A 26,212-nucleotide genomic window follows, 5' to 3' on the forward strand; every position below is an offset into this window, starting at 1 on the left:
CTCCTTAAATAATTTGTTACCTTTCTTTCCTCCTGACGACTAAATTTTCTGATAATATATCTGTTTTCATTGTATATAATGAATGAGCATTCAGTCAATATCTTTTCGTTCTTTTGTTCATATTCTATTTAAACAAGGTGACACTAAGAACAACATAAAATGTATTTACATCGGGAAAAGAGGTGACATGATGAGCGGCATGGTTGTAATTTTACTTTTTATTATTTTTATTGCTTGGCTTGCAATTGACCTTGGCGTTGGAAAGAAAGTATTTTCTCAGGGTGAAAACACATTTCCAAAGCGCCGTGCTTCTCTTTTTTTGTTCGCAGACGGGAATGTCTTGTATAAAGATTTATTTCATGAAATAGAAAATGCCTCTTCATTTATCCATTTATCGTTTTACATCGTACAAAATGATGAAATTAGCCAAGATTTTTTAGATTTACTAGTCCAAAAAGCACAGCAAAATATTGAAGTCCGGTTATTGGTAGACCGTGTGGGAAGCTATAAAATCAAGAAAAACAAAATTGCATTCTTAAAAAAACAAGGTGTTCATTTTGCTTACAGTCGAACGCTACGGTGGCCTTATTTGTTTTATACACTCAACGCACGTAATCACCGTAAAATGGCCGTTATTGATGGGAAAGTTGGCTACATTGGCGGTTTTAATATCGGAAGAGAATATTTAGGACTCGACCCCAAGCTTGGGGTGTGGAAAGATTACCACCTGCGTATGGAAGGTGAAGGTATCCAAGATCTTCAAATGCAGCTGTTGAGCGACTGGTATGCTGCTACCGGCATAGACCTGCGTAAAGTGGAAAGGTACTTTCCACCAACCTCTGAAGGAGACTATGTTATTCAGCTACAGTCGACTGAAGGTTTTTCACTTGAAGAAAGCTTTTTATCGATTATCAACCAAGCCAATAGGGAATTGTACATAGGTACCCCTTATTTTATTCCAAGTGAACCTTTGATGAATGCGTTACTGCAAGCTCGCGCACGGGGAGTACAAGTTCATATTTTGATTCCAATGCGTGCAGATCAACCGCTTGTTCATCATGCTGCATTTGCCTATCTTCCTACATTACTTCAAGCAGGCTGCATGATTTATCAATATTATTACGGTTTTTACCACGCAAAAGTATTAATTGCAGACAATGTTATCTGCGATGTAGGAACGGCTAATTTTGATAAAAGAAGCTTGTTCTTAAACGCTGAAATCAACTGTTTAATCTACGATGCCACATACATTGAAGAGGTAAAGAACAGCTTTAAAGCTTGTATGGGGGAATGCCCAATTTTGTCTTTAGAAGATGTCAAAAACCGAAAATGGAGTGAAAAACTAAAGCAAGGATTTGCAACCTTTATTTCTCCGTTACTTTAATGAACGAAAAGAGGAAAATTTATCATGAAAATTAGATTTGGCTATGTATCACATGCCCTGTCGCTTTGGGACTGCTCACCCGCGAAAACCCTCACGTTTACTAGATGGGAAAAAATGAAAAAAGACGAGAGGCTGGATAAGCTTCATTACGTCACAAAACAAAATTTGAATCATACTAAGCGCGCTTTACATTTTAATATTGCCCATGAAATTATGCTGTATCGATTATCATCTTCTCTTGTCCCTTTAGCCACTCATCCTGAAGTAGATTGGAATTACATTGATGCGTTCCAAGACGATTGGTCAGAGATAGGAGAATTGATTCGGAATCATCAGCTGCGCGTAAGTTTTCACCCCAATCAGTTCACATTATTTACAAGCGACAAAAAACATATTACAGAAAATGCGGTAAAAGACATGGACTATCATTATAGAATGCTTGAAGCGATGGGAGTGGCCGATCAAGCTCTTATTAATATTCATGTAGGAGGAGCCTATGGCAATAAAGAAAAAGCGATCGGTCGATTTCATGAAAACATTCAAACGCTGCCACCTGTCATTAAAAAGCGCATGACTCTTGAAAATGATGATAAAACATACACGACTGAAGAAACATTAGCTGTATGCGAAAAAGAGAAAGTCCCTCTCCTATTTGACTATCACCACCACAAAGCAAATGAAGGAGAAGAACCTCTTTCATTATTGCTCCCTCGTATCTTTGACACGTGGAAACATATCGGGTTAAAACCAAAAGTACATATCTCTTCTCCTAAATCTGAAAAAGAATTTAGAAGTCACTCTGATTATGTTTCAACTGATTTTATCGCACCTTTTTTGCAAATAGCTAAAGATATCGGACAAGATTTTGACGTAATGATTGAAGCAAAGTTAAAAGATAAAGCGCTGCTAAAATTAGTAGAAGATTTAGTATCAATGAGAGGAGTAAAGCGTACGGGAGGTGCCACGCTTGTTTTTTAAACAAAAAAAGAGCCAAGAGGCTCTTTTTTTTTTACATTTTTTCAGGTGCTGAAACACCAATTAGTTTTAAGGAGTTTTGAAGCGTTACTTGAACAGCTTTCACTAGTTCAATACGCGCTTTACTTGTTTCTACATTATCGCTGTCTAATACTTTTTCTGCATTATAGAAACTATGGAACGTAGAAGCAAGATCAAATACATAGTTCGTAATGCGGTGTGGAATACGTTTTGTTGCTGCTTCCGCTACGGCCTGAGGGAACTCTCCGATTTTCTTCAGCAGTTCCATTTCTTTTTCTGCACTAATTAATGAAAGGTCAGTGCCAGATGTTGATTGAATCCCCATCTCTTCACCTTGACGAAGAATACTGCAAATACGGGCATGAGCATATTGCGCGTAGTATACAGGATTTTCATTAGATTGAGAAACAGCTAAATCTAAATCAAAGTCTAAATGTGTATCCGCACTTCTCATCGCAAAGAAGTAGCGAGTTGCATCAAGGCCTACCTCTTCTACTAGATCACGCATTGTTACTGCTTTACCTGTACGTTTGCTCATCTTCATTTTTTCGCCATTTTGATACAGTTGAACCATTTGAATAATTTCTACTTCAAGCGTATCTTTTTCATAACCAAGCGCTTGAATCGCCGCTTTCATACGAGGAATATATCCATGGTGATCGGCTCCCCAAATGTTAATTAGCTTATCAAATCCGCGTTGAATTTTGTCTTGATGATACGCGATATCTGGTGTTAAGTACGTAAATGAACCGTCATTTTTAATTAACACACGGTCTTTATCATCACCAAATGTCGTAGAACGGAACCACGTAGCACCTTCTTCTTCATATACATGGCCTTGTTTTTTCAGCGTTTCAAGTGCAACTGAGATTTTATCATTTTTATAAAGAGACGTTTCAGAATACCATACGTCAAATTTCACACGGAACTGTTCAAGATCACGCTTTAATTTAGCTAACTCATAATCTAACCCGTATTGACGGAAGAATTCAAAACGCTCTTCTTCAGAAACATTTACATACTTGTCTCCGTGCTCTTTTGCTAGCTCTTTTCCGATGTTTATAATGTCCGCACCATGATAGCCGTCTGCAGGCATTTCTTTCTCTAAACCAAGAGCCTGCATGTAGCGTGCTTCTACTGAATAAGCCAGGTTATTAATTTGGTTACCAGCATCATTGATATAATATTCACGTGACACATCGTAACCTGCTTTTTCAAGAACATTACATAATGAGTCTCCAACTGCAGCACCGCGGGCATGTCCTAAATGTAAATCCCCTGTCGGATTAGCTGAAACAAACTCAACCTGTACTTTTTGTCCGTTCCCTACGTTTGTTTGACCGTACGCTTCACCAGCTTTTACAATCGTTGGGATAAGCTCTGTTAAATAAGAGTTATTCATATAAAAGTTGATGAATCCAGGGCCTGCAATGTCAATTTTCTCGATAGATGCTTTTGATTTATCGAAGTTTGCTACAAGCTCTTCAGCGATAACACGCGGTGCTTTTTTGGCAATACGAGCTAGCTGCATAGCCATATTGGTAGAATAATCACCATGTGTTTTATCTTTTGGGGTTTCTAATAGAACTTCTGGAAGTTCTGCTTTTTCAGCAAGTCCTGCTTTGACCACAGCATCTTGAATTTCAGCTTTTAATTTTTGCTGCACTTGTTCGACGATGTTCATTTTTTCTCCTCCTTGAATGTAATGGTTAACGCATATTTCCCGGTAGGCTGACCCTGTACTTCTAGATCATACGTTAAAAATAACCGACCCTTTTGAGTCATTTGTTTATATTCAATGTTATGAGCGAATGTTAGTAAATCCATACGTCCATAAGGGCTTATATAAGTTCCTTCGATCTGTACCTTTTTACGAAACGATTGCTTCATTTGAACAGCACCGGTTCGATTAATTGATACTTCATCTTCGCTAATTTTCACCATTGTTCTAATATCTCCGATTTCCTCTTGGCGCTCTGTGTATGTAAGATAAATTTTCGATCCTTTTTCATAATACATACCTTTTGCATTTACCGATGTTGTCTCTTTTCGGTGACCATCGCGGATATCCGTCACAATTTTAACTTCAATGGGTTTCTTGACTTCTGAAGCGTTACTCACAAAAGACACTTCCTTATTAAAATGAATACGTTATAACTTAAATAGTATAAACATTCTAAAGAAAGAATTCAATAATACTTCAAAGGAAATATGATAGATACGCCGAGAATTCCTTTTTCACTGTGTTTGACATACTCACATATTTCAAACAAAAAAGGCGGCCGTAGGCGGCCGCCTTTTTACTTTATTTATTTCTTTTGAACCCAGCCTAAGATCATTTCGCGAATAAGCTTGCTTGCTGTATTAGCTGTTTGTTCAGACGGATCATAAATTGGAGCTACTTCGACTAAATCTCCTCCGACAATGCGAAGATCTGATTTAGCAATTGCGTGAATAGAAGCTAAAAGCTCTTTTGATGTGATACCGCCTGCATCTACTGTTCCTGTACCAGGAGCGTGCGCTGGATCTAATACATCGATATCAATTGTTACATAAACAGGACGACCTGCAAGTGTTGGTAGAATCTTTTTTAACGGCTCTAGAACTTCAAACTTTGAAATATGCATGCCGTTTTCTTTTGCCCATTGAAATTCTTCTTTCATTCCTGAACGAATACCAAATGAATAAACATTCTCCGGTCCGATTAGTTCTGCTACTTTACGAATCGGAGTGGAATGAGAAAGTGGTTCTCCTTCATACTCTTCACGAAGGTCTGTGTGAGCATCCATATGGATAATGGCTAAATCAGGATATTTTTTATACATAGCTTTCATAACAGGCCAAGAAACCAAATGCTCTCCGCCCATACCTAACGGGAACTTGTCTGCTGCTAAAAGCTGGTCGATATACTCTTCAATCATATTTAAGCTGCGCTGCGGATTTCCAAATGGAAGTGGAATATCTCCTGCATCAAAATATTTTACTTCCTCTAGCTCGCGATCTAAATACGGGCTGTATTCTTCTAATCCAATTGATACTTCACGAATACGAGTTGGGCCAAATCGTGAACCTGGACGATAGCTAACTGTCCAGTCCATTGGCATTCCGTAAAGAACCGCTTCACTTTCTTCAAAAACAGGGTGACTGCCGATAAATACATTACCTGAATAAGCTTCATCAAAACGCATATTTTGTTCCTCCTTCATTATTCATAGAAAAGATGCCAGCCTTAAACCTCTGGCATCTCACTTGTATGTGATAACTTATTTAATAAGATCTTGCACAAATTTAGGTAAAGCAAATGCGGCTTTGTGCAATTCTTTTGTGTAATATTTTGTATCAATATCGAAGAAACGATCTTCACTTACTTCTAATGGATCATGTTTCTTTGAACCCATTGTAAATGTCCATAAACCGCTTGGGTACGTTGGAATATTTGCTACGTATAGACGTGTAATCGGGAAGATTTCTCTTACATCACGCTGAACATTTGAGATAAGTTCTGGCGTGAACCAAGGGTTGTCCGATTGAGCAACAAAGATACCATCTTCTTTAAGTGCTTTTGAGATACCTGCATAGAATCCTTTTGTAAATAAATTCACAGCTGGACCTACTGGCTCTGTTGAATCCACTAAAATGACATCGTATTCGTTCTCGCTTTTAGCGATGTGCATAAATCCGTCATCTACTTGTACATCAACACGAGGATCTTCTAGTTTACCCGCAATTGAAGGTAAGAATTTTTTTGAGTACTCAATAACTTTTCCATCGATATCAACTAACGTCGCTTTTTTTACGCTTGGGTGTTTTAAGATTTCACGGATTACCCCTCCGTCTCCTCCACCTACAACTAGTACGTTTTCTGGATTTGGATGCGTAAATAACGGTACATGTGCAACCATTTCATGATAAACGAACTCATCTTTTTCTGTTGTCATAACCATACCGTCAAGTAGGAGCATGTTACCAAACTCTTCTGTTTCAACCATGTCTAATTTTTGAAACTCCGTTTGCTCTGTATGTAAAGTGCGATTAATTTTAGCTGTAATACCAAAGTTCTTTGTTTGCTTTTCTGTGAACCATAATTCCATTTCAAACTCTTCCCTTCTATTTTGAGAATTAACCTATGCATAGATTACCCTAACATAATTTATACAAACATGAAAAAAGTATAGATGAATTCAGCAAAAAAGCAAGTAAAATTTTTAGCAATGGAGGTTTAAAACCTCCTTTTCTATTTCATACTGATGATAGATACAAGCTTTAGAATCTACTTGCACCGCTCTTTTAATAGAATTTTGTTGTGTTGAAAACAACATGTATGGTGCATAGTGACACATATTGGTGGTGAATAGAAATGGAAACGGTATTAACCGAACATTTAAAAAAGGCAAGACGCATCTTCCGAATTCTTCTCGTCCTTGGTATATTAGCGGGGGCTTTATTGTTGTTTGCCTACATAAGCATCTTTCTCTACGCCAAAATCGCTGGCCCCCCTCCGCTAAACGTTTCTCAAACAGCTGTTTTCTACTCAGCAAACGGTAAAGTTCTTGATGAAGTTCACAATGGACAAAAGCGCTACTGGGTTTCACTTAATCAAATTTCACCTTACGTAAAAGATGCGACTTTAGCCGTTGAAGATAAGCGCTTCTATGAGCATCATGGCTTTGATATGCATCGAATCGCCGGAGCAATTGTAGCTGATATAAAAGCTATGGGAAAAGTACAAGGTGCGAGTACTATTACTCAGCAGTATGCACGAAACTTGTTTTTAGAGCACGACAAAACGTGGACTCGAAAGCTTCAAGAAGCTCTGTATACGATTCGGTTAGAAATGAATTATAGCAAAGACCAAATTCTAGAAGGCTACATGAACACGATTTACTACGGCCATGGAGCTTATGGAATTGAAGCGGCAGCTAGGCTGTACTTTGATAAGCACGCCAAGAATTTGACGTTAAGTGAAGCGAGTATGTTAGCAGGTATTCCAAAAGGCCCTAGCTACTACTCTCCTCTTATTCATCAAGAAAATGCAAAAAAACGACAAAATATCATTTTATCTCTCATGAAAGAGGATGGAATTATTACAGCTAAGCAAGCAACAAAAGCGCTTGTAACACCTCTAGCATTCGCAAAGCCTGCTGAAAAAGATCCTAACAAAGAAGATGCTTCTTACTTTATGGATGCAGCGCTAGCAGAATTAAAGCAAGATTTAGGCATTGATGAAACCATGATTTATACAAATGGACTTCGCGTTTATACAACGCTGGATGAAAAGATGCAGCGAACGGCAGAAGAAAAAATGAAGGATGTTATCAGCAGCTCTTCAGACGTACAAAGTGCATTTGTTGCGATGAATCCTAAAAATGGACAAGTGAAAGCTCTTATTGGTGGAAGAGATTATGAAAAGAGCCCGTTTAATCGCGCGACTCAAGCAATAAGACAGCCTGGCTCAACGATGAAGCCATTTTTATACTATGCGGCGTTAAAAGATGGTTTTACTGAATCTACTCCAATGAAAAGTGAAGAAACGACGTTCAAATTGGAAGATGGCGTTTCGACATACACGCCTAGTAACTATCACAACTATTATGCAGATGCTCCTATTACAATGGCTCAAGCCATCGCACTTTCAGACAATATTTATGCCGTAAAAACGCATTTGTTTATTGGGGAAAACCGCTTGATTGAAACCGCTAAAACACTTGGAATATCATCACCTTTAAAGAAAGTTCCATCTTTAGCTCTTGGAACTTCGCCTGTCAAAGTCATTGATATGGTTAATGCGTACGGCATCTTTGCTAATGGCGGAAAAGAAATTCGTCCAACATTTATTAAACGAATTGAAACCCATGACGGAGAAGTTGTTTATCAAGCTCCTTCCGAACAGAAACAAGTCATTGATAAGCGCTATGCTTTTCTTACTACCCATTTAATGACAGGCATGTTTAATCAAAAGCTAAATGGCTATACAACCGTCACAGGAAAGCCTATTTCTAAATATGTATCTCGTCCTTACGCAGGAAAATCCGGCACGACCTCTACGGACAGCTGGATGATTGGCTACTCTCCTCAGCTCGTTTCAGGCGTTTGGGTTGGATATGATCAAGGAAGGACAATGGATGATGTAGCTGAAAAAGGATACGCCAAAAAAATGTGGGCATTATTTATGGAAGATGCTTTAAAAGGGAAGAAAAAAGAAAAGTTTAAAGCACCAAACGGATTAATGAGCGTAAACATTAATCCTCAAAATGGAAAGTTAGCATCCAAATCATGCCCTGTTCAATATAAAGCTTATTATTTAACTGGAACACAGCCAAAAACATATTGTACTGATCACATTGATCATGCAGCAAGAACGAAGAAAAAAGAGCATGAAACAGAAGATAAAAAGTTTCACTGGTTCCCCAAATGGTTTGATTAAAAAAGCTTAAGGCCAAGGCCTTAAGCTTTTTTAGCATTACGATGTTTGAAGCGCTTCTTTTAAGTCATCATTAGATAACGTCCAAATTTCTTCATTATGAGACTTCAAAAACTCACGAAGCAAATCCTTAGACTTGTTATCCATTTCTTCTACCATAATGCGTCGTTTTAAGGATTTATCCATTTTGTTCACGTGTTCAGGAAGTGACTTATAGCCGCGGCGAATTTCACGATCAACAGTCATTTCACATGCTGTCATACCTGCGTAGTAAGGTCCTTCTTGCTTGCGATCAATTGTTACCCACACAAGCCAATATAACTTGCCGTTTGGCACCTCGTCTTTATTGGGTAAGAACTTAATTCCTTTTTCCACTACACTTCTTGCATGCATCGCACCGATATCCACAAATACTTCTTCATCGCTCGGACAAACAAAAACGGGTGAAATGTTTTCTAAACTTAACGCTCCAACCCCGTAACCACCGTGGCCGTCGGTTGAATCGTCTTTTATGATATTAAATCCTATACTTTTCTTTTTTGACTGAGTCATAGTAAGCCTCCTCTATTCATTAAATCAGTGGTGCTAATATCTGCTGAAAGATATTCATAACAAATGTTGCTGCTCCGTTTAGAAGCGGCCAGATCACAATTCGATCCAGAGGTGTAATCACAAGAATCAAAAATACAAAAATGCCCCAAGACTCATACTGCGTCATTTTGGCTCGCGTGGATGGCGGAACGAGATCTTCAATCACGCGGTAGCCGTCTAAAGGCGGAAAAGGCAACAAGTTAAATACACCTAGCGTTAGGTTTATTTGAATAAATAATGTAACAAAACGATAAAGCGCATCATTGTCCACTGCGGCGTTATTCATCAAATAATAAATAAGCAAGCCGATAAATGCCAACACCAAGTTGCTAAACGGTCCCGCTATCGATACTAGAATACCAGCTAAACGTGGCTTTTTAAAGAAATAGCGATTAACAGGAACCGGCTTCGCCCACCCAAAACCTGCGATGATTAACAAAAGCGTTCCAAATGGATCTAAATGAGCCAGCGGAGAAAGCGTTAGCCTTCCTTGCTTTTTAGCCGTGTGGTCTCCAAATAAATAAGCTACATACGCATGTGCAAACTCATGCAGCGTGAATGCAACAATAAGCGTCATTACCACGTAAGGAAGGTCTTGCAATGAAAAAGCTAAAAAATGTTCCACTCTTTATCTCCTTTATTTTAAAATAATTTCTACCTATCACATCTACTAGATGAATCTTTTTTTGCGGTAAGAAAGATACAAGGTTTCTTCAAATATGCCCTAAAAGTTCTCAAAGACCAGCGATGTGCTTCCTTTAGGCACACCTGTTTTTTTATATCGATGTTATTATAAAAGTATACTACAGATTATGGCCTCCATCACTATCTCATACTGTCATTTTATTCAGAAAACGGGTACACTAATCATATAACGATCAAAAAGGAGTGTACACATTATGCCAGTTGTAACTGTTAAAATGCTTGAGGGCCGTACAGATGATCAAAAAAGAGCTCTTGTTGAAAAAGTAACGGATGCTGTTGTTGAAACAACAGGTGCAGCACCTGAAAAAGTATCCATTATCATCGAAGAAATGTCTAAAAACCATTACGCTGTAGCGGGCAAACGCATGAGCGATCAATAACGCCTACATAAAAAAGATGCCATAGGAATGAACCTATGGCATTTTTTTAATGGACAGACAGCGTTGCCTGAAGTTTTTCAATATATTTGTATGCTTCTGAAATGTCTTCTTCTGTATAGTTTTGCTTACGCTTTAGCGTAAACACTTTTTCTTTTACTTCTTCTTTCGGTAAATTATCGAAATATAAAATCGTAGAGACAAGCTCCAAAAATTTCGAGCTTTGTTCGTTCATATCCTTCATACATTCCTGCAAGTGAGGAAGTTCTAAGTCATAGTGGCTTAGAAATCCTTCCCCCGCTTCTGTTAATACGTAGCGATACTGCATATACCCGCCTTTTTTCTCTTTAATTTCACTTAAAAAGCCTAAGTTACACAGCTCTTCAATTCGAAGCGTTAATTCCTCAGAATAAGGTCCAAAAAAGTGAAAATTATACTTTTCATAAAAAGGAAACTTCAGCTTTTTTCCGATAAATATCATCTTTTGTAACTTTTTTCTGCCAACAACTTCTCCCGCCGCGGAAAATACTTTCACAATCTTTGCGTGATCGTTTAACACAGCCCCTTCAACTCCTATACTATTTAACTCTGATCTCCTTTTAGTAAGTTTATAATCTGATCTTTAACTTTTCGCTTAGACGACAATTGATCAATGAGATCTTGTGGAAAATATAATTTATGATCGGTTCTCTTTTTCCCTGAAATTGCTTCAACAATCTCCGACTGACGTGATAATTCACGCACTTCATTATTTGGCATCAACAGATGAATCGGCAAACGCTCTTCCTCTTCACCCGGTCGATAAAAATCGTATGGTAAGTCGCTTGAAGAATCGACGACTAAATAATAATCTGGATTAATGCCCGCTTTTTTAAATAATGTTGTAAGCTCCATCCACATCTTCATTTGTGAATTCGGATTAAACTCAATGTATTTAAAAAGCTGACGATTCATAAATCTTCGGCATAGATCAGATAAAATTTCATCCTCTTCTTCTTCCCACGCTTGAAAATAAAATAAAATAACAGATTCATCTAATTTCAAATACTCTTTTAGCGATATTTCTTCTTCAAAAATCGAATAAAAATGAGTTGGCTCCTGCTTAAACTCATAGTAATGATGATGGAGCTCTTTTGCACGATGTAAAATTTTTGTCAAAATCACTTCAGCACTTCTCGTAACAGGATGAAAATACACTTGCCAGTACATTTGATAGCGGCTCATAATATAATCCTCAACCGCATGCATACCGCTGTGTTTAATCACGGCTTGGTCTTCCCGAGGGCGCATAACACGCAGAATTCGCTCCATATCAAAATGACCGTAGCTTACTCCTGTGTAATACGCATCACGCTGCAAATAATCCATGCGATCTGCATCAATTTGACTGGAAATCAAACTAACGACAAGCTTATTTTCATATGTTTTCGCGATTACTTCAGCCACTTTTTTAGGAAAATCCTTTCCTACTTTCGTTAACACTTGATTTACCTCTGTGTCACCTACGATAATGGCTTGTGTAAATTCTTCATGGTCTAAGTGGAAAACCTTCTCAAACGAATGTGAAAACGGACCGTGACCTAAATCGTGCAGTAAAGCAGCACAAAGACAAAGAAGACGCTCATCTTCATTCCATTCAGGGCGTCCTTGAAAACCGTCATCAATAATACGGCGCACAATTTCATAAACACCTAAGGAATGACTAAAACGGCTGTGCTCAGCCCCATGAAACGTTAAGTATGTCGTTCCTAGCTGTCTAATACGGCGCAGCCTTTGAAATTCGGCTGTCCCAATTAGCTCCCAAATAACACGATCTCTTACATGGATATAGCGGTGAACAGGATCTTTAAATACTTTTTCTTCACTGAGTTTTTCATTAGGATATGTCATTTACATACCTCTCTATCTTCACTTTGTTGTTGCTATAATTTTTCGACACTCACTTCCTATTTTCCTATTCAGAATAAAAAATCACCTTGTCAAGCAACCAAGGTGATTTACCTAACAAACAAGGCGATTCTGTTTGTAAGAAGCTCGTTCGACAAATAAGTAGCAGAAAAGCAGCTATTTATTGTTTCACTATCTATTTTTTTACTTTTTTCTCAATCTTCTCGATTAATTCATCCTCTGTTGGCGCTGCTACAGGACGGTTGTTTACAAATGCAAATGACTTTTTACGTCCGGGTCCACAGTAAGACTGGCAGCCGATTTGTACTTCAGCTTGTTCATCTATTTTTTTAAGTCGAGGTAACAACGTTTTGACGTTTGTTGCCTGACAATCATCACAAATTCTAAATTCATTTGCCATGTTGACACAATCCTTTCAAAATTGGTTCATCATTTTGTCTAAGGGGTATTTTACCCCTATTTGAAGTCCGATGCAAGTTAAAGAAGGAAGCAAAATCTATCATACTCCTAGAAGAAATGGTATAAAGTATGGATTTTTTGTACATGATGATACTACAAAACATGATTACTATGAGTCATGGAAAATAGAGGAGTGAACAAAGTGAAAGATAGACAAGATGCTTGGACAGAAGAAAACGACTTATTATTAGCTGAAACAGTATTGCGCCATGTCCGCGAAGGAAGTACGCAGCTGAATGCGTTTGAAGAAGTTGGAGATGAATTAAACCGCACTTCAGCAGCATGTGGATTCAGATGGAATGCTGTGGTACGCCATCAGTATGAAAAAGCACTGCAGCTAGCTAAAAAACAGCGAAAACAGCGCATGCGTGCACTTGGACAAGAGCAAGGCAAAAAGAAATTGTTATATACGCCACCAGCATCTGTAGAGCATGTGGAACAAATAATGTCTGCACCTACAGCAACATATAGCTTACCTGAAACACAAGTAGAAAAAAGCAGCAGCGAGGAGCTTTCAATGGCTGACGTTATTCGCTTTTTGCAAACAATGCCAAATCAAGCGAGCAATTTACAGGCATTGCAAAGCGAAAACAAACGCTTGATGCAAGAAAATGCAGAGCTAGCTAAGAAAAACACAGAGTTGGAAAAACAAATCAAACATCTCGAGGCAAATGCTACTACTATTCAAGAAGACTATGAAACATTAATGCAAATCATGAACCGTGCGCGAAAGTTAGCTCTATTTGATGAAGAAGAACGTTCTTCTACTACATTTAAAATGGATCGTAACGGAAATCTTGAGAAAATGGCTGAATAAGCTACACGAACGAAGAAAGAGGGATGTCAAACTTGGCTCTTCTTTCTTCTTTTTCTATTTTACAGCCAATGACGGGACGCCTTTATGCTATAATATGTTCGTTTACTGTTTATAAAGGGGTTTGAGATATGCAGCAGAATAGTTTGAAGCTTTTAGCACAGCCCGCTTGGCGTATTATTGATCAATCCAGTCTAGGTCCTCATTTTGATGCCCGTCATTCTTTTGCCATCGATGACACGCTTTGTACAACCGTTGGAAGAGGTGAATCTCCAGCTGTCATGCGCTCATGGGTGCATCACGATACGATTGTGTTAGGCATCCAAGATACAAAGCTACCTCATTTAGCTGAAGGGGCAGCTTATTTACATGAACAAGGATATAAAACAATCGTCCGCAATTCAGGCGGCCTCGCTGTCGTACTTGATCAGGATGTTCTAAACATTTCTTTAATTTTTCCTGATGCAGAAAAAGGAATTGATATTGATCGTGGATATGAAGCCATGTTTGATTTGATTAAGGTCATGTTTGCATCTTACGGGACAGCAATTGAAGCGAAGGAAATCGTAGGCTCTTATTGTCCCGGCAGCTTCGATTTAAGCATTCGCAACCAAAAGTTTGCAGGCATTTCACAGCGACGCGTTCGCGGCGGAGTGGCTGTACAAATTTACTTATGCGTTAAAGGAAGCGGTTCTAAACGTGCTTCTCTCATTCAAGAGTTTTACAAAAAAGGTCTCCAAAACACGGAAACTAAATTTTCATACCCAGATATCGAGCCTCACACAATGGCTTCTCTATCTGAACTATTACAGATTGAGTTAACTGTATCTGATGTCATGCTGCTTTTATTGCAAACACTGAATAGTATGAGCTCTTCTCTTGTAAATATGCCTTTAAATGCTACCGAACAAGAGCTGTTTGAGACGCAGCTGCAGCGCATGTATGACCGCAACGAAAAAGCATTAGGTTCATTAGCCGAATAAAAAAAACTCCGCCCTAGGACGGAGTTTTTTATTATAGTGCTTGAGCTGCTGTGATTAAAGCAAGCTTGTACACATCTTCTTCGTTACAACCGCGAGATAGATCGTTTACCGGTTTGTTTAGACCTTGTAAGATTGGACCTACTGCTTCAAAGTTTCCTAGGCGCTGTGCAATTTTGTAACCAATGTTACCTGCTTCAAGGCTTGGGAATACAAATACATTTGCATCTCCTTTAATCACTGAACCTGGTGCTTTCTTTTCAGCTACAGAAGGAACAAATGCTGCGTCGAATTGGAATTCGCCGTCTAATGTTACGCTTGGTGCTAATTCTTTTGCAATTTCTACTGCGTTTGCTACCTTTTCTGTTTCCGGAGATTTTGCTGATCCTTTTGTTGAGAAGCTTAGCATAGCAACACGGGGATCGATGTCGAACATTTCAGCTGTACGAGCACTTTCGATAGCAATTTCAGCTAAATCTTGGCTGTCAGGTGAAATATTGATTGCACAGTCAGCAAATACGTATTTTTGATCGCCGCGAACCATAATAAATACGCCAGATGTTTTCTTAACACCTTGTCTTGTTTTGATAATTTGTAGAGCAGGTCGCACTGTGTCTGCTGTAGAATGAGCGGCTCCGCTTACAAGACCGTCAGCTTTGTTCATATGAACAAGCATTGTGCCAAAATAGTTTTCATCTAATAAAATTTTGCGAGCATCTTCTTCTGTTGCCTTACCTTTACGACGCTCAACAAACGCTGCTACCATTTCATCAAATTCAGAGTAGCTTTGAGGATCTAAAACCTCAACACCGTCTAATTTCACGTTTAGTTCTGCTGCTTTTGATGCTACAGCGTCTTTGTTTCCAACAACGATAGGCTTTAAGATATTGTCGGCAGCTAAACGAGAAACAGCGCCTAATACGCGCTCATCTAATCCCTCTGGGAATACGATTGATACATCGCTAGCTGATACTTTTTGTTTTAAACCTGTAAATAAATCACTCAAAGTAAATCCTCCTCGATATGTAAAAAACTTTTCTCATAATAGGATACTCCACTTTTTTTAAAAATCAAAGGCATGTCCTTCAAGAATCCATGATTACAAAAAAGTCTTTTAATTCTTAATTTTCCACTAACACCTAAAATGAAACCTGTTTTTACTTTGCGACAATTGTTTAAAGTTTAGTCACAAAATCACAGGTTTTTCATTCCAGTTCTTCGGACAAACTATGATATAGTAGAATTGGAATTTATCATAATCGGACAATAGGAGTGAAACGAAATGGCAGAAGCAGCACAAACATTAGACGGTTGGTATGCACTTCATGATTTCCGTTCAATCGATTGGGGCGCTTGGAAGCAGTTATCAAGCGACGATCGCCAAGCGGCTATCCATGAATTTTTAGGGTTGATTGAGAAATGGAAAGGAACTGAAGCTGAGAAGCAAGGCAGTCATGCTTTATATACCATTGTCGGCCAAAAAGCAGACTTTATGCTAATGCTTGTTCGTCCTACTATGGAAGAACTAAATGAAATTGAAACAGAATTTAATAAAACAAAGCTTGCTGAGTTTACCATTCCTACTTATTCATACGTATCAGTAGTTGAATTAAGCAACTACTTACCTGCTGGGGAGGATCCTTATGAAAATCCCCAAATCCAAGCTAGACTATATCCAACTTTACCAAAAGCTAGTCATGTTTGCTTTTATCCAATGGATAAACGTCGTCAAGGAAATGACAATTGGTACATGCTTCCCATGGAAGAGCGACGCAGCTTAATGCGCAGTCATGGAATGATTGGACGTCAATACGCTGGAAAAGTAAAGCAAATCATTACGGGTTCTGTGGGTTTTGATGATTACGAGTGGGGCGTTACTCTTTTTGCAGATGACGTACTTCAATTTAAAAAATTAGTATACGAAATGCGTTTTGACGAAGTAAGTGCTCGATACGGGGAATTTGGCAGCTTCTTTGTCGGAAATTTATTAAAAGAAGAAGCTATTGCACGCTTTTTACACGTTTAAACTAAGCCGCAAAAGCGCTCATCGCTTTTGTAACGCCTAGAACAATAAATATCAATGAGCTTTATCTAAAAAAACCTGTTTCCAAGTGGAAACAGGTTTTTTATTTTCTAGCCATGGCATATTCGCACTTACAGGACCATATATATACAACAGTGTCACAAGTAAGCGAGGTGGGATAATGGCAGTCGTTGCACACAACGAAGAAGATGTTAAGCTCCTAGCCAGACTCATTCGAGCTGAAGCTGAAAGTGAAGGAAAACAAGGGATGTTACTGGTAGGAAATGTAGGCGTGAACCGCGCTAAAGCTCCCTGTTTAGATTTTAGAAATATAAGAACCATTCGTCAGATGGTGTTTCAAAACCCAGGCGGATTTGAAGCAACTCAAAAAGGCTACTTTTATCAGCGTGCCCGCCAGTCTGAAATTACACTTGCACGACGTGTATTAAGAGGGGAACGTTTTAACCCCGCAGAAAACTCACTGTGGTTTTTCAGGCCCAGCGGCGACTGTCCTGCTCAATGGTATAACCAAAATAACACAGGACGATTTAAATCTCACTGTTTCTTTGCACCAACTCAAGCTGATTGTCCAGGAGTTTACTAATTTCTTTTTGTTTGAAGGAGGTTCCTATGAAAAAACCAAAGTCTAATCAACCACAACAGCAATATATGCAAAATCCGTATATGAGTCCAAACTATCCTTATTATATGCCTCAGCCTCAGCAGCCCCAGCCAGGCGGCCAGCAGGTTCAAGGGCAAACCCAAGGAGGTCCGCCCCCTACCTCTTCTGGAGGCAGCGGTGCCCCGCAAGACCCGAATCAACTGCCCATTGAAGAATCATATATTGAAAATATTTTACGTTTAAATCGAGGGAAAATAGCCACTGTATATATGACGTTTGAAAATAACACGCAGTGGAACGCGAAAGTCTTTAGAGGGGAAATTGAAGCTGCCGGACGCGATCATATCATTTTAAGTGATCCACAAACTGGCACTCGTTATTTACTGCTTATGGTTTATCTCGATTACATCACTTTTGAGGGTCCAATCAAATATAATTATCCGTTTAGCGGTGGAGGCCAGCAGTTGAGCAATTATTCTCCGCGTTAAAAAAACCCCTTTTCAGGGGTTTTTTTATAGCCATTTTACAGCTGCAACAACAATTAAAATCCAAGCCACAATAAATGCAACTCCACCTAGCGGAGTAATCGCGCCGAGAACTTTAATACCGGACGTACTTAATACATAGAGACTGCCCGAAAACAGCACAATCCCCGCGAACATAATCCAGCCCGAAGCTGTTAACAAAGAAGATTGAGGAAATTTGCTTAATAGAAACGCAATGACAAACAGCCCCATTGCATGGAACATTTGGTACTGCACTCCCGTTTTCCATACCTCTAAATACTTCTCTGAGATTTTCCCTTCTAACCCATGCGCTCCAAAAGCACCAAGAGCAACCGCTAACATTGCATTGATTGCACCGATTATTAAAAATAGTTTCATGTTTTTCTCCTCACTTTAGAAATCAAACAGACTATCGCCGTTTGCATCATCTGATTTCAATTTCGTTCCTTCAAAATTAGGTTTGGATGACTGAATAATCTGTTGCTGCATAATCTCAGGCGATTGCATAATTTCCGGTGAAGACATTACAACAGGTTTTGAAACCGAGACAGGTTTCGATACTGAAACCTCTCCATTTTGATCTAATGCAAGCTCACATAGTGCTTTTATGGCAACCAATTGATCTCGAACGTTCGCACTATTCGAATGGTGCTTTGCTTTTTGTACTTCTGCACTAATTTTATCAAGGAGCTGCGTCATTTTTATATCCATGTAGACACCTCATCTTACATTCAATATGACTTTATACAGCTATTTTATCAAAAGATGAAATAGGAGGCTATGTCTGAAGCTAATCTTCATGAAATGCTCACTTTTACACATCGTCAATTTGCCAATTAATAGATTGACGTCCTTGTTGGAGCAAAAACTCATTTGCTCGTTGAAAGTGATTATTGCCAAAAAAGCCTCGATTAGCCGAAAATGGGCTAGGGTGCGGGCTTTCCAAAATTAAATGGTGCGAATGATGAATAAGCTCTTTTTTAGCTTGTGCATGCTTGCCCCACAGCAAAAACACGACTGGCTCCTCTTTTTGTGCCACTAATTCAATAATGCGGTCCGTCAGCTGTTCCCACCCTTTTCCTTTGTGAGAGTTCGCTTCTCCTCTTCTAACTGTTAAAACAGTGTTAAGCAAAAGAACACCTTGTTCTGCCCATTTGACTAAATAACCGTTATTCGGAATATGATAATTCATTTCATTTTTCAGCTCTTTGTAAATATTCACTAAAGAAGGCGGTGTTTTTACTCCTGGTTGAACAGAGAAGCTCAGTCCATGCGCTTGATTTGGTCCATGATAAGGATCTTGTCCCAATATGACCACTTTTACATTTTTATAATCCGTATAGTGTAAGGCATTAAAAATATCATATTTATCAGGGTAAATGGTGTGGTGATTATATTCATCCACTAAAAATTCTCGAAGCTGTATGTAATAGTCTTTTTGAAATTCTTCTTCTAATAAAGGAGCCCAGTCATTTTTTAAAATACTCATCGCTTATCACCTCATAATAATCTTTTTTGTTATTTTATCGTAAACTCTGCCCCCTGCTCAAACGTTGCCTGCTTTAAATATGCTGAGAGCCTGGGCATATTTTAATATTGTCATGTTCAATGAAACTTTGTATACACTTATAAAGAGTGTATTTTTATATTAAAGGAGGGATTCCATATGATCATTAGCAATCCCCACCAAATAGATGTAACCTACAGCCTGGGTGTTACACCCGTTGAACCGATGATACCAAGAAAATACACCGTTTTCCCAGGTCAACACACTTCTGTTCCTTCCATTCAAATCGGCATTGAATTTGCCTACGATCATATGCAAAAAGAGCGGAACGAATATTTAGCATCCTTCGTCTTTGATAAAGGCTTTTATTCCCTTACTGTGTATTATTACATCGGTGCGCATACATCAACAGATGAAACCATTACACGCTACCTTCACTTTTTAGAACAGCTCCCTGTTATTCTATCGTCCATCTATCACGCTGATGCTTCTTTTTTCGAAAAACATCCACTTTTAATGCACTGTCCTATTTTTATCATCGCCGATAGCCCTGACTTGCCATTTTTAACAAAAAAATCTATCGGTTCCCTGTATCAATATAAATAAATGAGAAAAGCTACTGTTAAAATAACAGTAGCTTTTTCTCCGTATTCGAAACAAAATACTTTTAAACTTGTTAAAAACATGGAATAATAACTACAAATTGTTTTAATCTATTTGCGTTAACCCTTTAAAATCGTTACAATTTATTAGTAGTTCTATACATAAAGGAAAAGGTAAACAAGCAATCATTCGTTTGTTTATAAAGGCCGAGTTTAACGGGCAATGAATCCCCAGATTTCATTTTAGTGTTGTCTGTTAAAGCGGAAAAAAATTGAACGTAACTACGACAAAGTGAGGTCCTAGAAGTAATGACAAATGTACAACCAAAATCCATTATCGTAATTTTTGGCGCTACAGGTGATTTAGCAAAACGTAAGTTATTCCCCTCTATTTTCCGCTTATATAAAGCGAACAAACTATCGGAAGATTTCGCTGTTGTTGGTGTCGCAAGAAGACCTTGGACTAATGACGAATTACGCGAAAATGTAAAAAAATCAGTGAGCAGTTTCAAAAACAGTGACGCTGACATTGAAAAGTTTGCTTCACATTTTTATTACCAACCGTTTGACGTAACAGATGTCGCTTCTTATCAAGAATTAAAAAGCCTAACAGAAAGCCTTGATGAGCAATACAACGTGCCTGGAAATCGTATTTTCTATCTAGCAATGGCACCTGAATTTTTCGGAACAATTGCTTCGAATTTAAAAAATGAAGGTTTAACACAAACAGAAGGTTGGAGTCGCCTAGTCATTGAAAAGCCATTTGGCCATGATTATCCTTCTGCTAAAGAACTAAATGAACAAATTCGCCATGCATTTAAGGAAGATCAAATTTATCGTATCGACCACTACCTCGGTAAAGAAATGGTGCAAAATATCGAAGTTATCCGTTTTGCAAATGCTCTATTTGAACCGATGTGGAACAACCAATACATTTCAAACATCCAAATTACGTCTAGCGAGACGCTTGGTGTAGAAGACCGTGGCCGTTACTATGAATCTTCAGGTGCCCTTCGAGATATGGTACAAAACCATATGCTTCAAATGGTGGCATTGCTTGCAATGGAACCGCCAATTAAATTAACACCGGAAGAAATTCGTAGTGAAAAAGTAAAAGTACTGCGTGCTCTTCGCTCTTTATCAGTAGATGAAGTAGATGATTATTTTGTACGAGGCCAATACGGCAAAGGTGTACTTGAAGGAGAAGAAGTGATCGGCTATCGCGAAGGAAACTCGGTTGATCCTGAGTCTAATACCGCTACATTTGTATCTGGTAAGCTTATGATTGATAACTTCAGATGGGCTGGGGTACCAATTTATATCCGTACAGGTAAACGCATGAAAGAAAAAGCAACGACAATTGTTGTACAGTTCAAAGACTTACCAATGAACCTGTACTTCAATAAAGATAAAGAAATTCATCCAAACTTGCTTGTCATTCATATCCAACCGGAAGAAGGCATTACGCTTCACTTAAACGCTCGTAAAACGCCGGGTGCAACATCGTCCACACCAATTAACTTGAACTATTGCAATAACTGTGGAGATAAAATGAATACACCGGAAGCTTATGAGCGCCTTATTTATGATTGCATGCTTGGAGATGCAACGAACTTTACTCACTGGGATGAAGTAGCCCTTTCTTGGAAGTTTGTTGATACCATTTCAGAAGCATGGGAAAGCACAAAAGCACAAAACTTCCCGAACTACGAATCAGGTTCAATGGGACCAAAAGAATCAGACGCATTGCTTGCTGAAGACGGTTTTCACTGGTGGCCAGTCGGAGAAGACAACTTCTCACCTAAAGAGTAAATAAAAAAAGCAGCTGTAGTATACAGCTGCTTTTCTTGTTTTTTATTTTAACCACTCAGTATGGAATACGCCCTCTTTATCAACACGTTGATATGTGTGAGCTCCGAAGTAGTCACGTTGCGCTTGTAAAAGGTTCGCCGGTAGCGTTTCTGTACGGTAGCTGTCATAGTAAGCTAATGCACTTGAGAAACTTGGTACAGGAATACCTTGTTTAACCGCAATTGAAATAACTTCACGAAGAGCCGACTGATAGCCTTCTACGATATCCTTGAAGTATGGGTCTAATAATAAGTTTGTTAGATCTGCATCGCGATCGTAAGCTTCTTTAATTTTTTGTAAGAATTGTGCACGGATGATACAACCACCACGGAAGATCATTGCAATATCACCGTACTGTAAATTCCAGTCATATTCTTCAGAAGCTGCTTTCATTTGAGCAAACCCTTGCGCATATGAACAAATTTTACTCATGTACAATGCTTTACGGATTGCTTCTACTAATTCGGTTTTATCGCCTTCAAATGCAGCTGCATTTGGACCGCTTAATACTTTGCTTGCTTTTACACGTTCTTCTTTCATAGCTGAAATAAAGCGCGCAAATACAGATTCAGTAATGATTGGTAGTGGTACACCTAAGTCAAGCGCACTTTGGCTTGTCCATTTACCTGTACCCTTTTGACCTGCAGTGTCTAAAATAACGTCTACAAGTGCTTTACCTGTTTCTTCATCTTTTTTCGTAAAGATATCCGCTGTGATTTCAATTAAGTAGCTATCTAGCTCGCCTTTATTCCATTCAGCAAATACTTCATGTAGTTCATCTGTTTCTAAACCTAATACGTTTTTCATAATGAAGTATGCTTCACAAATTAACTGCATATCCCCATACTCGATGCCGTTATGAACCATTTTTACGTAGTGACCTGCACCATTTGGTCCAATATATGTGCAGCAATCGTCGCCTTCAACTTTCGCTGAAATAGCTGTTAAGATTGGTTTTACAAGTTCATATGCTTCTTTTTGTCCGCCAGGCATGATTGAAGGTCCTTTTAATGCGCCTTCTTCTCCGCCGGATACGCCTGTACCGATGAAATGGATACCTAATTCTTCTAGCTCTTTGTTACGACGAATTGTATCCTGGAAGAATGTATTTCCGCCATCGATTAAAATGTCGCCTTTTTCTAAGTATGGTTTTAACGAATCAATTGTTGCATCTGTAGCAGCACCAGCTTTAACCATTAATAAAATTTTACGCGGTTTTTCAAGAGAATTAATAAACTCTTCCACACTGTATGTACCTGCAAAATTTTTACCTTCTGCTTCTGTTTTTAGGAACTCTTCTGTCTTTTCAGGAGAGCGGTTATAAACTGAAACAGAATAGCCTCTGCTCTCAATGTTTAGCGCCAAGTTTTTCCCCATAACCGCTAAACCGATAACACCGATTTGTTGTTTTGCCATGTTAAATTCTTCCCTTCATGTGTAATATGAATTGGTCAACCTAATCGTAACTGAACATATCATAAAGAAAGTTACAGATTCAAGTTTGATATAACCATAATCATACGTTTTATTATACACATTTGAAAAGAATCATGCTCACCGAACATTGATTATTTTGAAGAAAATTTCGATAAAATAAGTGAAATGAACGCAGTTACTAATCATCCGCACATTCTTAACTACCTTTAGACGCATTTTAACATTTTCTTAAACAATTACTTTTGTTAAAATATTAAGCAGTTAATCATTTCAACGAATTGATGATCAACACGGTTGTTACCGTTTTACTATATTTATTGCAGCTAAAAAAGCTGTACTAGTACTTATTTTGTTTTATGAAGAGGGATTTTATATATGACGAAACCAATCAAAGATCCGTTCAAGGAAAATTTTGATACGCTTGAAGAATTCGCTGATCGCATTAGCGAAGTATTGAACTGTCCTATTACCATTGAAGATGCTAATCATCGCTTATTAGCTTATAGCACCCATGACGAAAGAACGGACCAGGCGCGTATTGCCACGATTATTGGAAGAAGAGTTCCGGAAAAAGTCATCAACAACTTATGGAAAGAAGGCATTATTCCTAAACTGCTTGAGACAAATGAGCCTGTGCGTGTGAAAAATATAAATGAAATTGGGCTTGGAGATCGTATAGCTATTTCCATCTGGAAAAATGAAGAAGTTCTAGGATTCATTTGGGCTGTTGAAATTGAGAAAGCCTTAGGCGACGAAGAAGTAGAGCTATTAAAAAAAGCTGCGAATGTATTAAAAAATAAATTGCTACAGCTTCAAATTCGAAAGTATAAACGAGAGGAACGTTCACAGGAATTTTTCTGGAAGTTATTAACTGGTCACATTAAGTCTCGCCAAGAAATTTCAGAAGCGTTTTATGAAGCTCAAATTACAGCTCCATCAACGTTTTCCATTGCTATCTTCCGCTTCCAAGAAGATATTAGGCCTGAAGCTGAACGTCAAATCTCGTATATGCTAAAAACGATGCACCGCTTGAAAATCGTGCTTTACACGATTGATTGCAATGATTTAATCTTACTGCTTTCTTTGGATGCAGTTGAAAACCCTCTTGATGAACAGCGAGATTTTGTAGACTATTTTAGAGGCAACATGTATGAACGCTTTGATGTTACTCAAATTAAAGCCAGCTGCAGCAGTATTTATTCATCGCACGATCATATCGAAAAAAGTTATAAAGAAGCCTTGAACGTATTAGATATGAAAAGTAAGTTTCCAGAAGAAACGAGAGAGATTATTAACTATCAGGAATTAGGTATTTATCAATTTCTTGACGTTATTTTAGAAAAGCGCGTGCAAGATCAATTTGAAAACCATTCTTTAAAGAAGCTAACTGATTACGATCTTCGTCATAATAGCAACTTGGTGGAGACTCTCGAAGTATTTTTAAATAATGATAATAACATTAACGAAGCAGCAAAAGAATTAAATGTGCATATGAATACACTTAGCTATCGATTAAAGCGAATTTCAGAGATTGGTGATATTAACTTAAAGGACGTTAATCAAAAAATGACTCTTTATATTGATATTAAGTTAATGAAATATAAAAAATAACAGATGATGTTACTTTTTTTAACATTGAGCTATTCGTTTATTGGAAAATAAACGAATAGCTCTTTTTTTTCACTTTTTATTTCTTTATGATGTTAGATTACCTTACACAAAAATTAAAAATTCTGATAAGTAAGCGTTTACATTTGTGTGTTTAAACAAAAACTACTTCTTCAATTCTTCTTTCTAGACAAAGAAATTTCATAAAACTTTCTTTATACTAAAGGTACACAAACGACCAAGGGGGAAATTAATCATGATTATTGGCGTACCAAAAGAAATCAAAAACAACGAAAACCGGGTAGCGATTACACCAGCAGGCGTAGCATCATTTGTTGGTACAGGTCATCGTGTATTAATTGAAAATGAAGCGGGTATTGGAAGTAACTTCACAAACGAAGATTATGTAAAAGCTGGAGCTGAAATTGTTGAGACAGCAGCTGACGTGTGGGCACAAGCTGAAATGGTTATGAAAGTAAAAGAACCACTAGCAAGTGAATACGGCTATTTTAGACCAGGTCTTATCTTATTCACATACCTTCACTTAGCAGCTGAACCAGCACTAGCAAAAGCATTAAAAGATAGCGGCGTAACAGCCATTGCTTATGAAACAGTAGCAGTAAATCGTACATTGCCTCTATTAACGCCTATGAGCGAAGTAGCAGGACGTATGGCTGCTCAAATCGGTGCACAATTCCTTCAAAAATCAAACGGTGGAAAAGGAATTTTACTAGCGGGTGTTCCTGGAGTTAGCCGCGGAAAAGTAACGATTATCGGAGGCGGCGGTGTTGGTACAAATGCTGCAAAAATCGCAATCGGTCTCGGTGCTGATGTAACAATTATTGATTTAAGTCCTGAACGCTTACGTCAATTAGACGATATCTTTGGCAACCAAATCAATACGCTAGTGTCAAACCCTTATAATATTGCGGATGCAGTAGCGGAGTCAGATCTAGTGATTGGCGCAGTATTAATCCCAGGTGCAAAAGCTCCAAAACTAGTAACAGAAGAAATGGTGAAAACAATGAAGCCAGGTTCTGTTATTGTTGACGTAGCAATCGACCAAGGTGGTATTGTTGAAACAATCGACCACATTACAACACACGATCAGCCGACTTATGAAAAGCACGGCGTTGTACACTATGCAGTTGCAAACATGCCGGGAGCAGTTCCTCGCACATCAACGATTGCTCTAACAAATGTAACGGTACCTTACGCACTTCAAATTGCTTCTAAAGGTGTTCACAAAGCAATCGCTCAAAACAAAGCGTTAAAATTAGGAGTGAACGTTGCAAACGGAGCCATTACGTACGAAGCAGTTGCACATGATTTAGGTTATGATTATGTATCAGTAGACGTAGCTCTTGAAAAAGAATTAGCTTCTATTTAATAAAAAGTGAAAAACGCCCTTAACCCTCTGT

General features: G+C 38.3%; 27 protein-coding genes. 13 read left to right on the forward strand and 14 right to left on the reverse strand.

From position 1 onward, the window contains the following. Nucleotides 1-190 precede the first annotated feature (190 nt). The gene (gene cls, locus MMB69_RS22865) at nucleotides 191-1,384 is read left to right on the forward strand and encodes a cardiolipin synthase (RefSeq protein ID WP_221785937.1); all 1,194 of its coding nucleotides are present in this window, start codon (nucleotides 191-193) and stop codon (nucleotides 1,382-1,384) included. A gap of 24 nt (nucleotides 1,385-1,408) precedes the next feature. Continuing rightward, nucleotides 1,409-2,362 carry a UV DNA damage repair endonuclease UvsE gene (gene uvsE, locus MMB69_RS22870; protein ID WP_221785881.1) on the forward strand — a complete coding sequence of 318 codons (954 nt, stop codon included), beginning with the start codon at nucleotides 1,409-1,411 and terminating at the stop codon, nucleotides 2,360-2,362. A gap of 31 nt (nucleotides 2,363-2,393) precedes the next feature. On the opposite strand, the gene argS is transcribed toward uvsE, so the two are convergent. The 4 genes from argS to speE form a co-directional block, all read right to left on the reverse strand. Beyond that, nucleotides 2,394-4,064: an arginine--tRNA ligase gene (gene argS, locus MMB69_RS22875; protein ID WP_221785882.1), complete on the reverse strand. Its 1,671-nt coding sequence runs from the start codon at nucleotides 4,062-4,064 to the stop codon at nucleotides 2,394-2,396. After that, nucleotides 4,061-4,501 (reverse strand): YwiB family protein, encoded by a 441-nt coding sequence (locus MMB69_RS22880; protein WP_014457736.1) that lies wholly within the window; start codon nucleotides 4,499-4,501, stop codon nucleotides 4,061-4,063. The genes argS and MMB69_RS22880 overlap by 4 nt, the downstream gene beginning before the upstream one ends. Before the next feature lie 188 nt (nucleotides 4,502-4,689). Next, the gene (speB, locus tag MMB69_RS22885; RefSeq protein ID WP_221785883.1) at nucleotides 4,690-5,568 is read right to left on the reverse strand and encodes an agmatinase; all 879 of its coding nucleotides are present in this window, start codon (nucleotides 5,566-5,568) and stop codon (nucleotides 4,690-4,692) included. A gap of 75 nt (nucleotides 5,569-5,643) precedes the next feature. Next, nucleotides 5,644-6,471 (reverse strand): spermidine synthase, encoded by an 828-nt coding sequence (gene speE, locus MMB69_RS22890; protein ID WP_013059843.1) that lies wholly within the window; start codon nucleotides 6,469-6,471, stop codon nucleotides 5,644-5,646. 266 nt (nucleotides 6,472-6,737) lie between these two features. On the opposite strand from speE, the gene MMB69_RS22895 reads away from it, so the two are divergent. Further along, a complete protein-coding gene (locus MMB69_RS22895; protein WP_221785884.1) occupies nucleotides 6,738-8,804 on the forward strand; it encodes a transglycosylase domain-containing protein in 2,067 nt (688 codons plus the stop codon). 36 nt (nucleotides 8,805-8,840) lie between these two features. On the opposite strand, the gene MMB69_RS22900 is transcribed toward MMB69_RS22895, so the two are convergent. Further along, nucleotides 8,841-9,353, reverse strand: a complete 513-nt coding sequence (locus MMB69_RS22900; protein ID WP_221785885.1) for a YwhD family protein — start codon at nucleotides 9,351-9,353, stop codon at nucleotides 8,841-8,843. A 19-nt stretch (nucleotides 9,354-9,372) separates the two neighbouring features. Continuing rightward, nucleotides 9,373-10,017, reverse strand: a complete 645-nt coding sequence (locus tag MMB69_RS22905; RefSeq protein ID WP_016765944.1) for a site-2 protease family protein — start codon at nucleotides 10,015-10,017, stop codon at nucleotides 9,373-9,375. Between the two features lie 274 nt (nucleotides 10,018-10,291). Here MMB69_RS22905 and MMB69_RS22910 point away from each other — a divergent pair, with 274 nt between their 5' ends. Further along, the gene (locus tag MMB69_RS22910) at nucleotides 10,292-10,477 is read left to right on the forward strand and encodes a 2-hydroxymuconate tautomerase (RefSeq protein ID WP_013059847.1); all 186 of its coding nucleotides are present in this window, start codon (nucleotides 10,292-10,294) and stop codon (nucleotides 10,475-10,477) included. Between the two features lie 46 nt (nucleotides 10,478-10,523). Here MMB69_RS22910 and MMB69_RS22915 read toward each other — a convergent pair whose 3' ends face one another. The 3 genes from MMB69_RS22915 to MMB69_RS22925 form a co-directional block, all read right to left on the reverse strand. Then, entirely contained in the window at nucleotides 10,524-11,033 is a 510-nt protein-coding gene (locus MMB69_RS22915) for a YwgA family protein (RefSeq protein ID WP_013059848.1), read from the reverse strand. Between the two features lie 23 nt (nucleotides 11,034-11,056). After that, nucleotides 11,057-12,364: an HD domain-containing protein gene (locus MMB69_RS22920; protein ID WP_013059849.1), complete on the reverse strand. Its 1,308-nt coding sequence runs from the start codon at nucleotides 12,362-12,364 to the stop codon at nucleotides 11,057-11,059. 193 nt (nucleotides 12,365-12,557) lie between these two features. Next, on the reverse strand, nucleotides 12,558-12,782 hold the full coding sequence (locus tag MMB69_RS22925) for a YuzB family protein (protein WP_013059850.1): 225 nt from the start codon (nucleotides 12,780-12,782) through the stop codon (nucleotides 12,558-12,560). 201 nt (nucleotides 12,783-12,983) lie between these two features. Here MMB69_RS22925 and MMB69_RS22930 point away from each other — a divergent pair, with 201 nt between their 5' ends. Next, the gene (locus MMB69_RS22930; protein ID WP_116739811.1) at nucleotides 12,984-13,658 is read left to right on the forward strand and encodes an RsfA family transcriptional regulator; all 675 of its coding nucleotides are present in this window, start codon (nucleotides 12,984-12,986) and stop codon (nucleotides 13,656-13,658) included. A gap of 128 nt (nucleotides 13,659-13,786) precedes the next feature. Beyond that, nucleotides 13,787-14,638, forward strand: a complete 852-nt coding sequence (lipL, locus tag MMB69_RS22935; RefSeq protein WP_013059852.1) for an octanoyl-[GcvH]:protein N-octanoyltransferase — start codon at nucleotides 13,787-13,789, stop codon at nucleotides 14,636-14,638. Between the two features lie 31 nt (nucleotides 14,639-14,669). Here lipL and pta read toward each other — a convergent pair whose 3' ends face one another. Next, nucleotides 14,670-15,641, reverse strand: a complete 972-nt coding sequence (gene pta, locus MMB69_RS22940) for a phosphate acetyltransferase (RefSeq protein ID WP_013059853.1) — start codon at nucleotides 15,639-15,641, stop codon at nucleotides 14,670-14,672. A gap of 276 nt (nucleotides 15,642-15,917) precedes the next feature. On the opposite strand from pta, the gene hemQ reads away from it, so the two are divergent. The 3 genes from hemQ (at nucleotide 15,918) to gerQ (ending at nucleotide 17,768) form a co-directional block, all read left to right on the forward strand. Beyond that, a complete protein-coding gene (hemQ, locus tag MMB69_RS22945) occupies nucleotides 15,918-16,661 on the forward strand; it encodes a hydrogen peroxide-dependent heme synthase (RefSeq protein WP_013059854.1) in 744 nt (247 codons plus the stop codon). Nucleotides 16,662-16,839: 178 nt separating this feature from the next. Beyond that, nucleotides 16,840-17,262 carry a cell wall hydrolase gene (locus tag MMB69_RS22950; RefSeq protein ID WP_153252804.1) on the forward strand — a complete coding sequence of 141 codons (423 nt, stop codon included), beginning with the start codon at nucleotides 16,840-16,842 and terminating at the stop codon, nucleotides 17,260-17,262. A gap of 26 nt (nucleotides 17,263-17,288) precedes the next feature. Continuing rightward, nucleotides 17,289-17,768 carry a spore coat protein GerQ gene (gerQ, locus tag MMB69_RS22955; RefSeq protein WP_043977525.1) on the forward strand — a complete coding sequence of 160 codons (480 nt, stop codon included), beginning with the start codon at nucleotides 17,289-17,291 and terminating at the stop codon, nucleotides 17,766-17,768. Nucleotides 17,769-17,792: 24 nt separating this feature from the next. Here gerQ and MMB69_RS22960 read toward each other — a convergent pair whose 3' ends face one another. The 3 genes from MMB69_RS22960 to MMB69_RS22970 all read right to left on the reverse strand — a co-directional run bounded on the left by MMB69_RS22960 (nucleotide 17,793) and on the right by MMB69_RS22970 (nucleotide 19,275). After that, on the reverse strand, nucleotides 17,793-18,164 hold the full coding sequence (locus MMB69_RS22960; RefSeq protein WP_013059856.1) for a DUF423 domain-containing protein: 372 nt from the start codon (nucleotides 18,162-18,164) through the stop codon (nucleotides 17,793-17,795). Nucleotides 18,165-18,179: 15 nt separating this feature from the next. After that, complete coding sequence (locus tag MMB69_RS22965; RefSeq protein WP_075421472.1) at nucleotides 18,180-18,497, reverse strand: YwdI family protein; 318 nt, start codon at nucleotides 18,495-18,497, stop codon at nucleotides 18,180-18,182. A 103-nt stretch (nucleotides 18,498-18,600) separates the two neighbouring features. Then, nucleotides 18,601-19,275, reverse strand: a complete 675-nt coding sequence (locus MMB69_RS22970; RefSeq protein WP_221785886.1) for a uracil-DNA glycosylase — start codon at nucleotides 19,273-19,275, stop codon at nucleotides 18,601-18,603. Between the two features lie 177 nt (nucleotides 19,276-19,452). Between MMB69_RS22970 and MMB69_RS22975 the strand changes: the two genes are divergently transcribed. Both MMB69_RS22975 and zwf read left to right on the forward strand, forming a co-directional pair. Then, nucleotides 19,453-19,899, forward strand: coding sequence for a staygreen family protein (locus MMB69_RS22975; protein ID WP_075421471.1), 447 nt, complete (start codon nucleotides 19,453-19,455; stop codon nucleotides 19,897-19,899). Between the two features lie 305 nt (nucleotides 19,900-20,204). After that, nucleotides 20,205-21,707 carry a glucose-6-phosphate dehydrogenase gene (zwf, locus tag MMB69_RS22980; protein WP_013085508.1) on the forward strand — a complete coding sequence of 501 codons (1,503 nt, stop codon included), beginning with the start codon at nucleotides 20,205-20,207 and terminating at the stop codon, nucleotides 21,705-21,707. 42 nt (nucleotides 21,708-21,749) lie between these two features. Here zwf and gndA read toward each other — a convergent pair whose 3' ends face one another. Further along, a complete protein-coding gene (gene gndA / locus MMB69_RS22985; RefSeq protein WP_013059861.1) occupies nucleotides 21,750-23,162 on the reverse strand; it encodes an NADP-dependent phosphogluconate dehydrogenase in 1,413 nt (470 codons plus the stop codon). A gap of 396 nt (nucleotides 23,163-23,558) precedes the next feature. Here gndA and MMB69_RS22990 point away from each other — a divergent pair, with 396 nt between their 5' ends. Further along, nucleotides 23,559-24,794 carry a PucR family transcriptional regulator gene (locus tag MMB69_RS22990; protein WP_221785887.1) on the forward strand — a complete coding sequence of 412 codons (1,236 nt, stop codon included), beginning with the start codon at nucleotides 23,559-23,561 and terminating at the stop codon, nucleotides 24,792-24,794. Between the two features lie 253 nt (nucleotides 24,795-25,047). After that, nucleotides 25,048-26,181 (forward strand): alanine dehydrogenase, encoded by a 1,134-nt coding sequence (gene ald / locus MMB69_RS22995; protein ID WP_221785888.1) that lies wholly within the window; start codon nucleotides 25,048-25,050, stop codon nucleotides 26,179-26,181. Nucleotides 26,182-26,212: the final 31 nt, after the last annotated feature.

The sequence above is a fragment of the Priestia sp. P5 genome (assembly GCF_029522155.1).
GTDB lineage: Bacteria > Bacillota > Bacilli > Bacillales > Bacillaceae_H > Priestia > Priestia megaterium_E.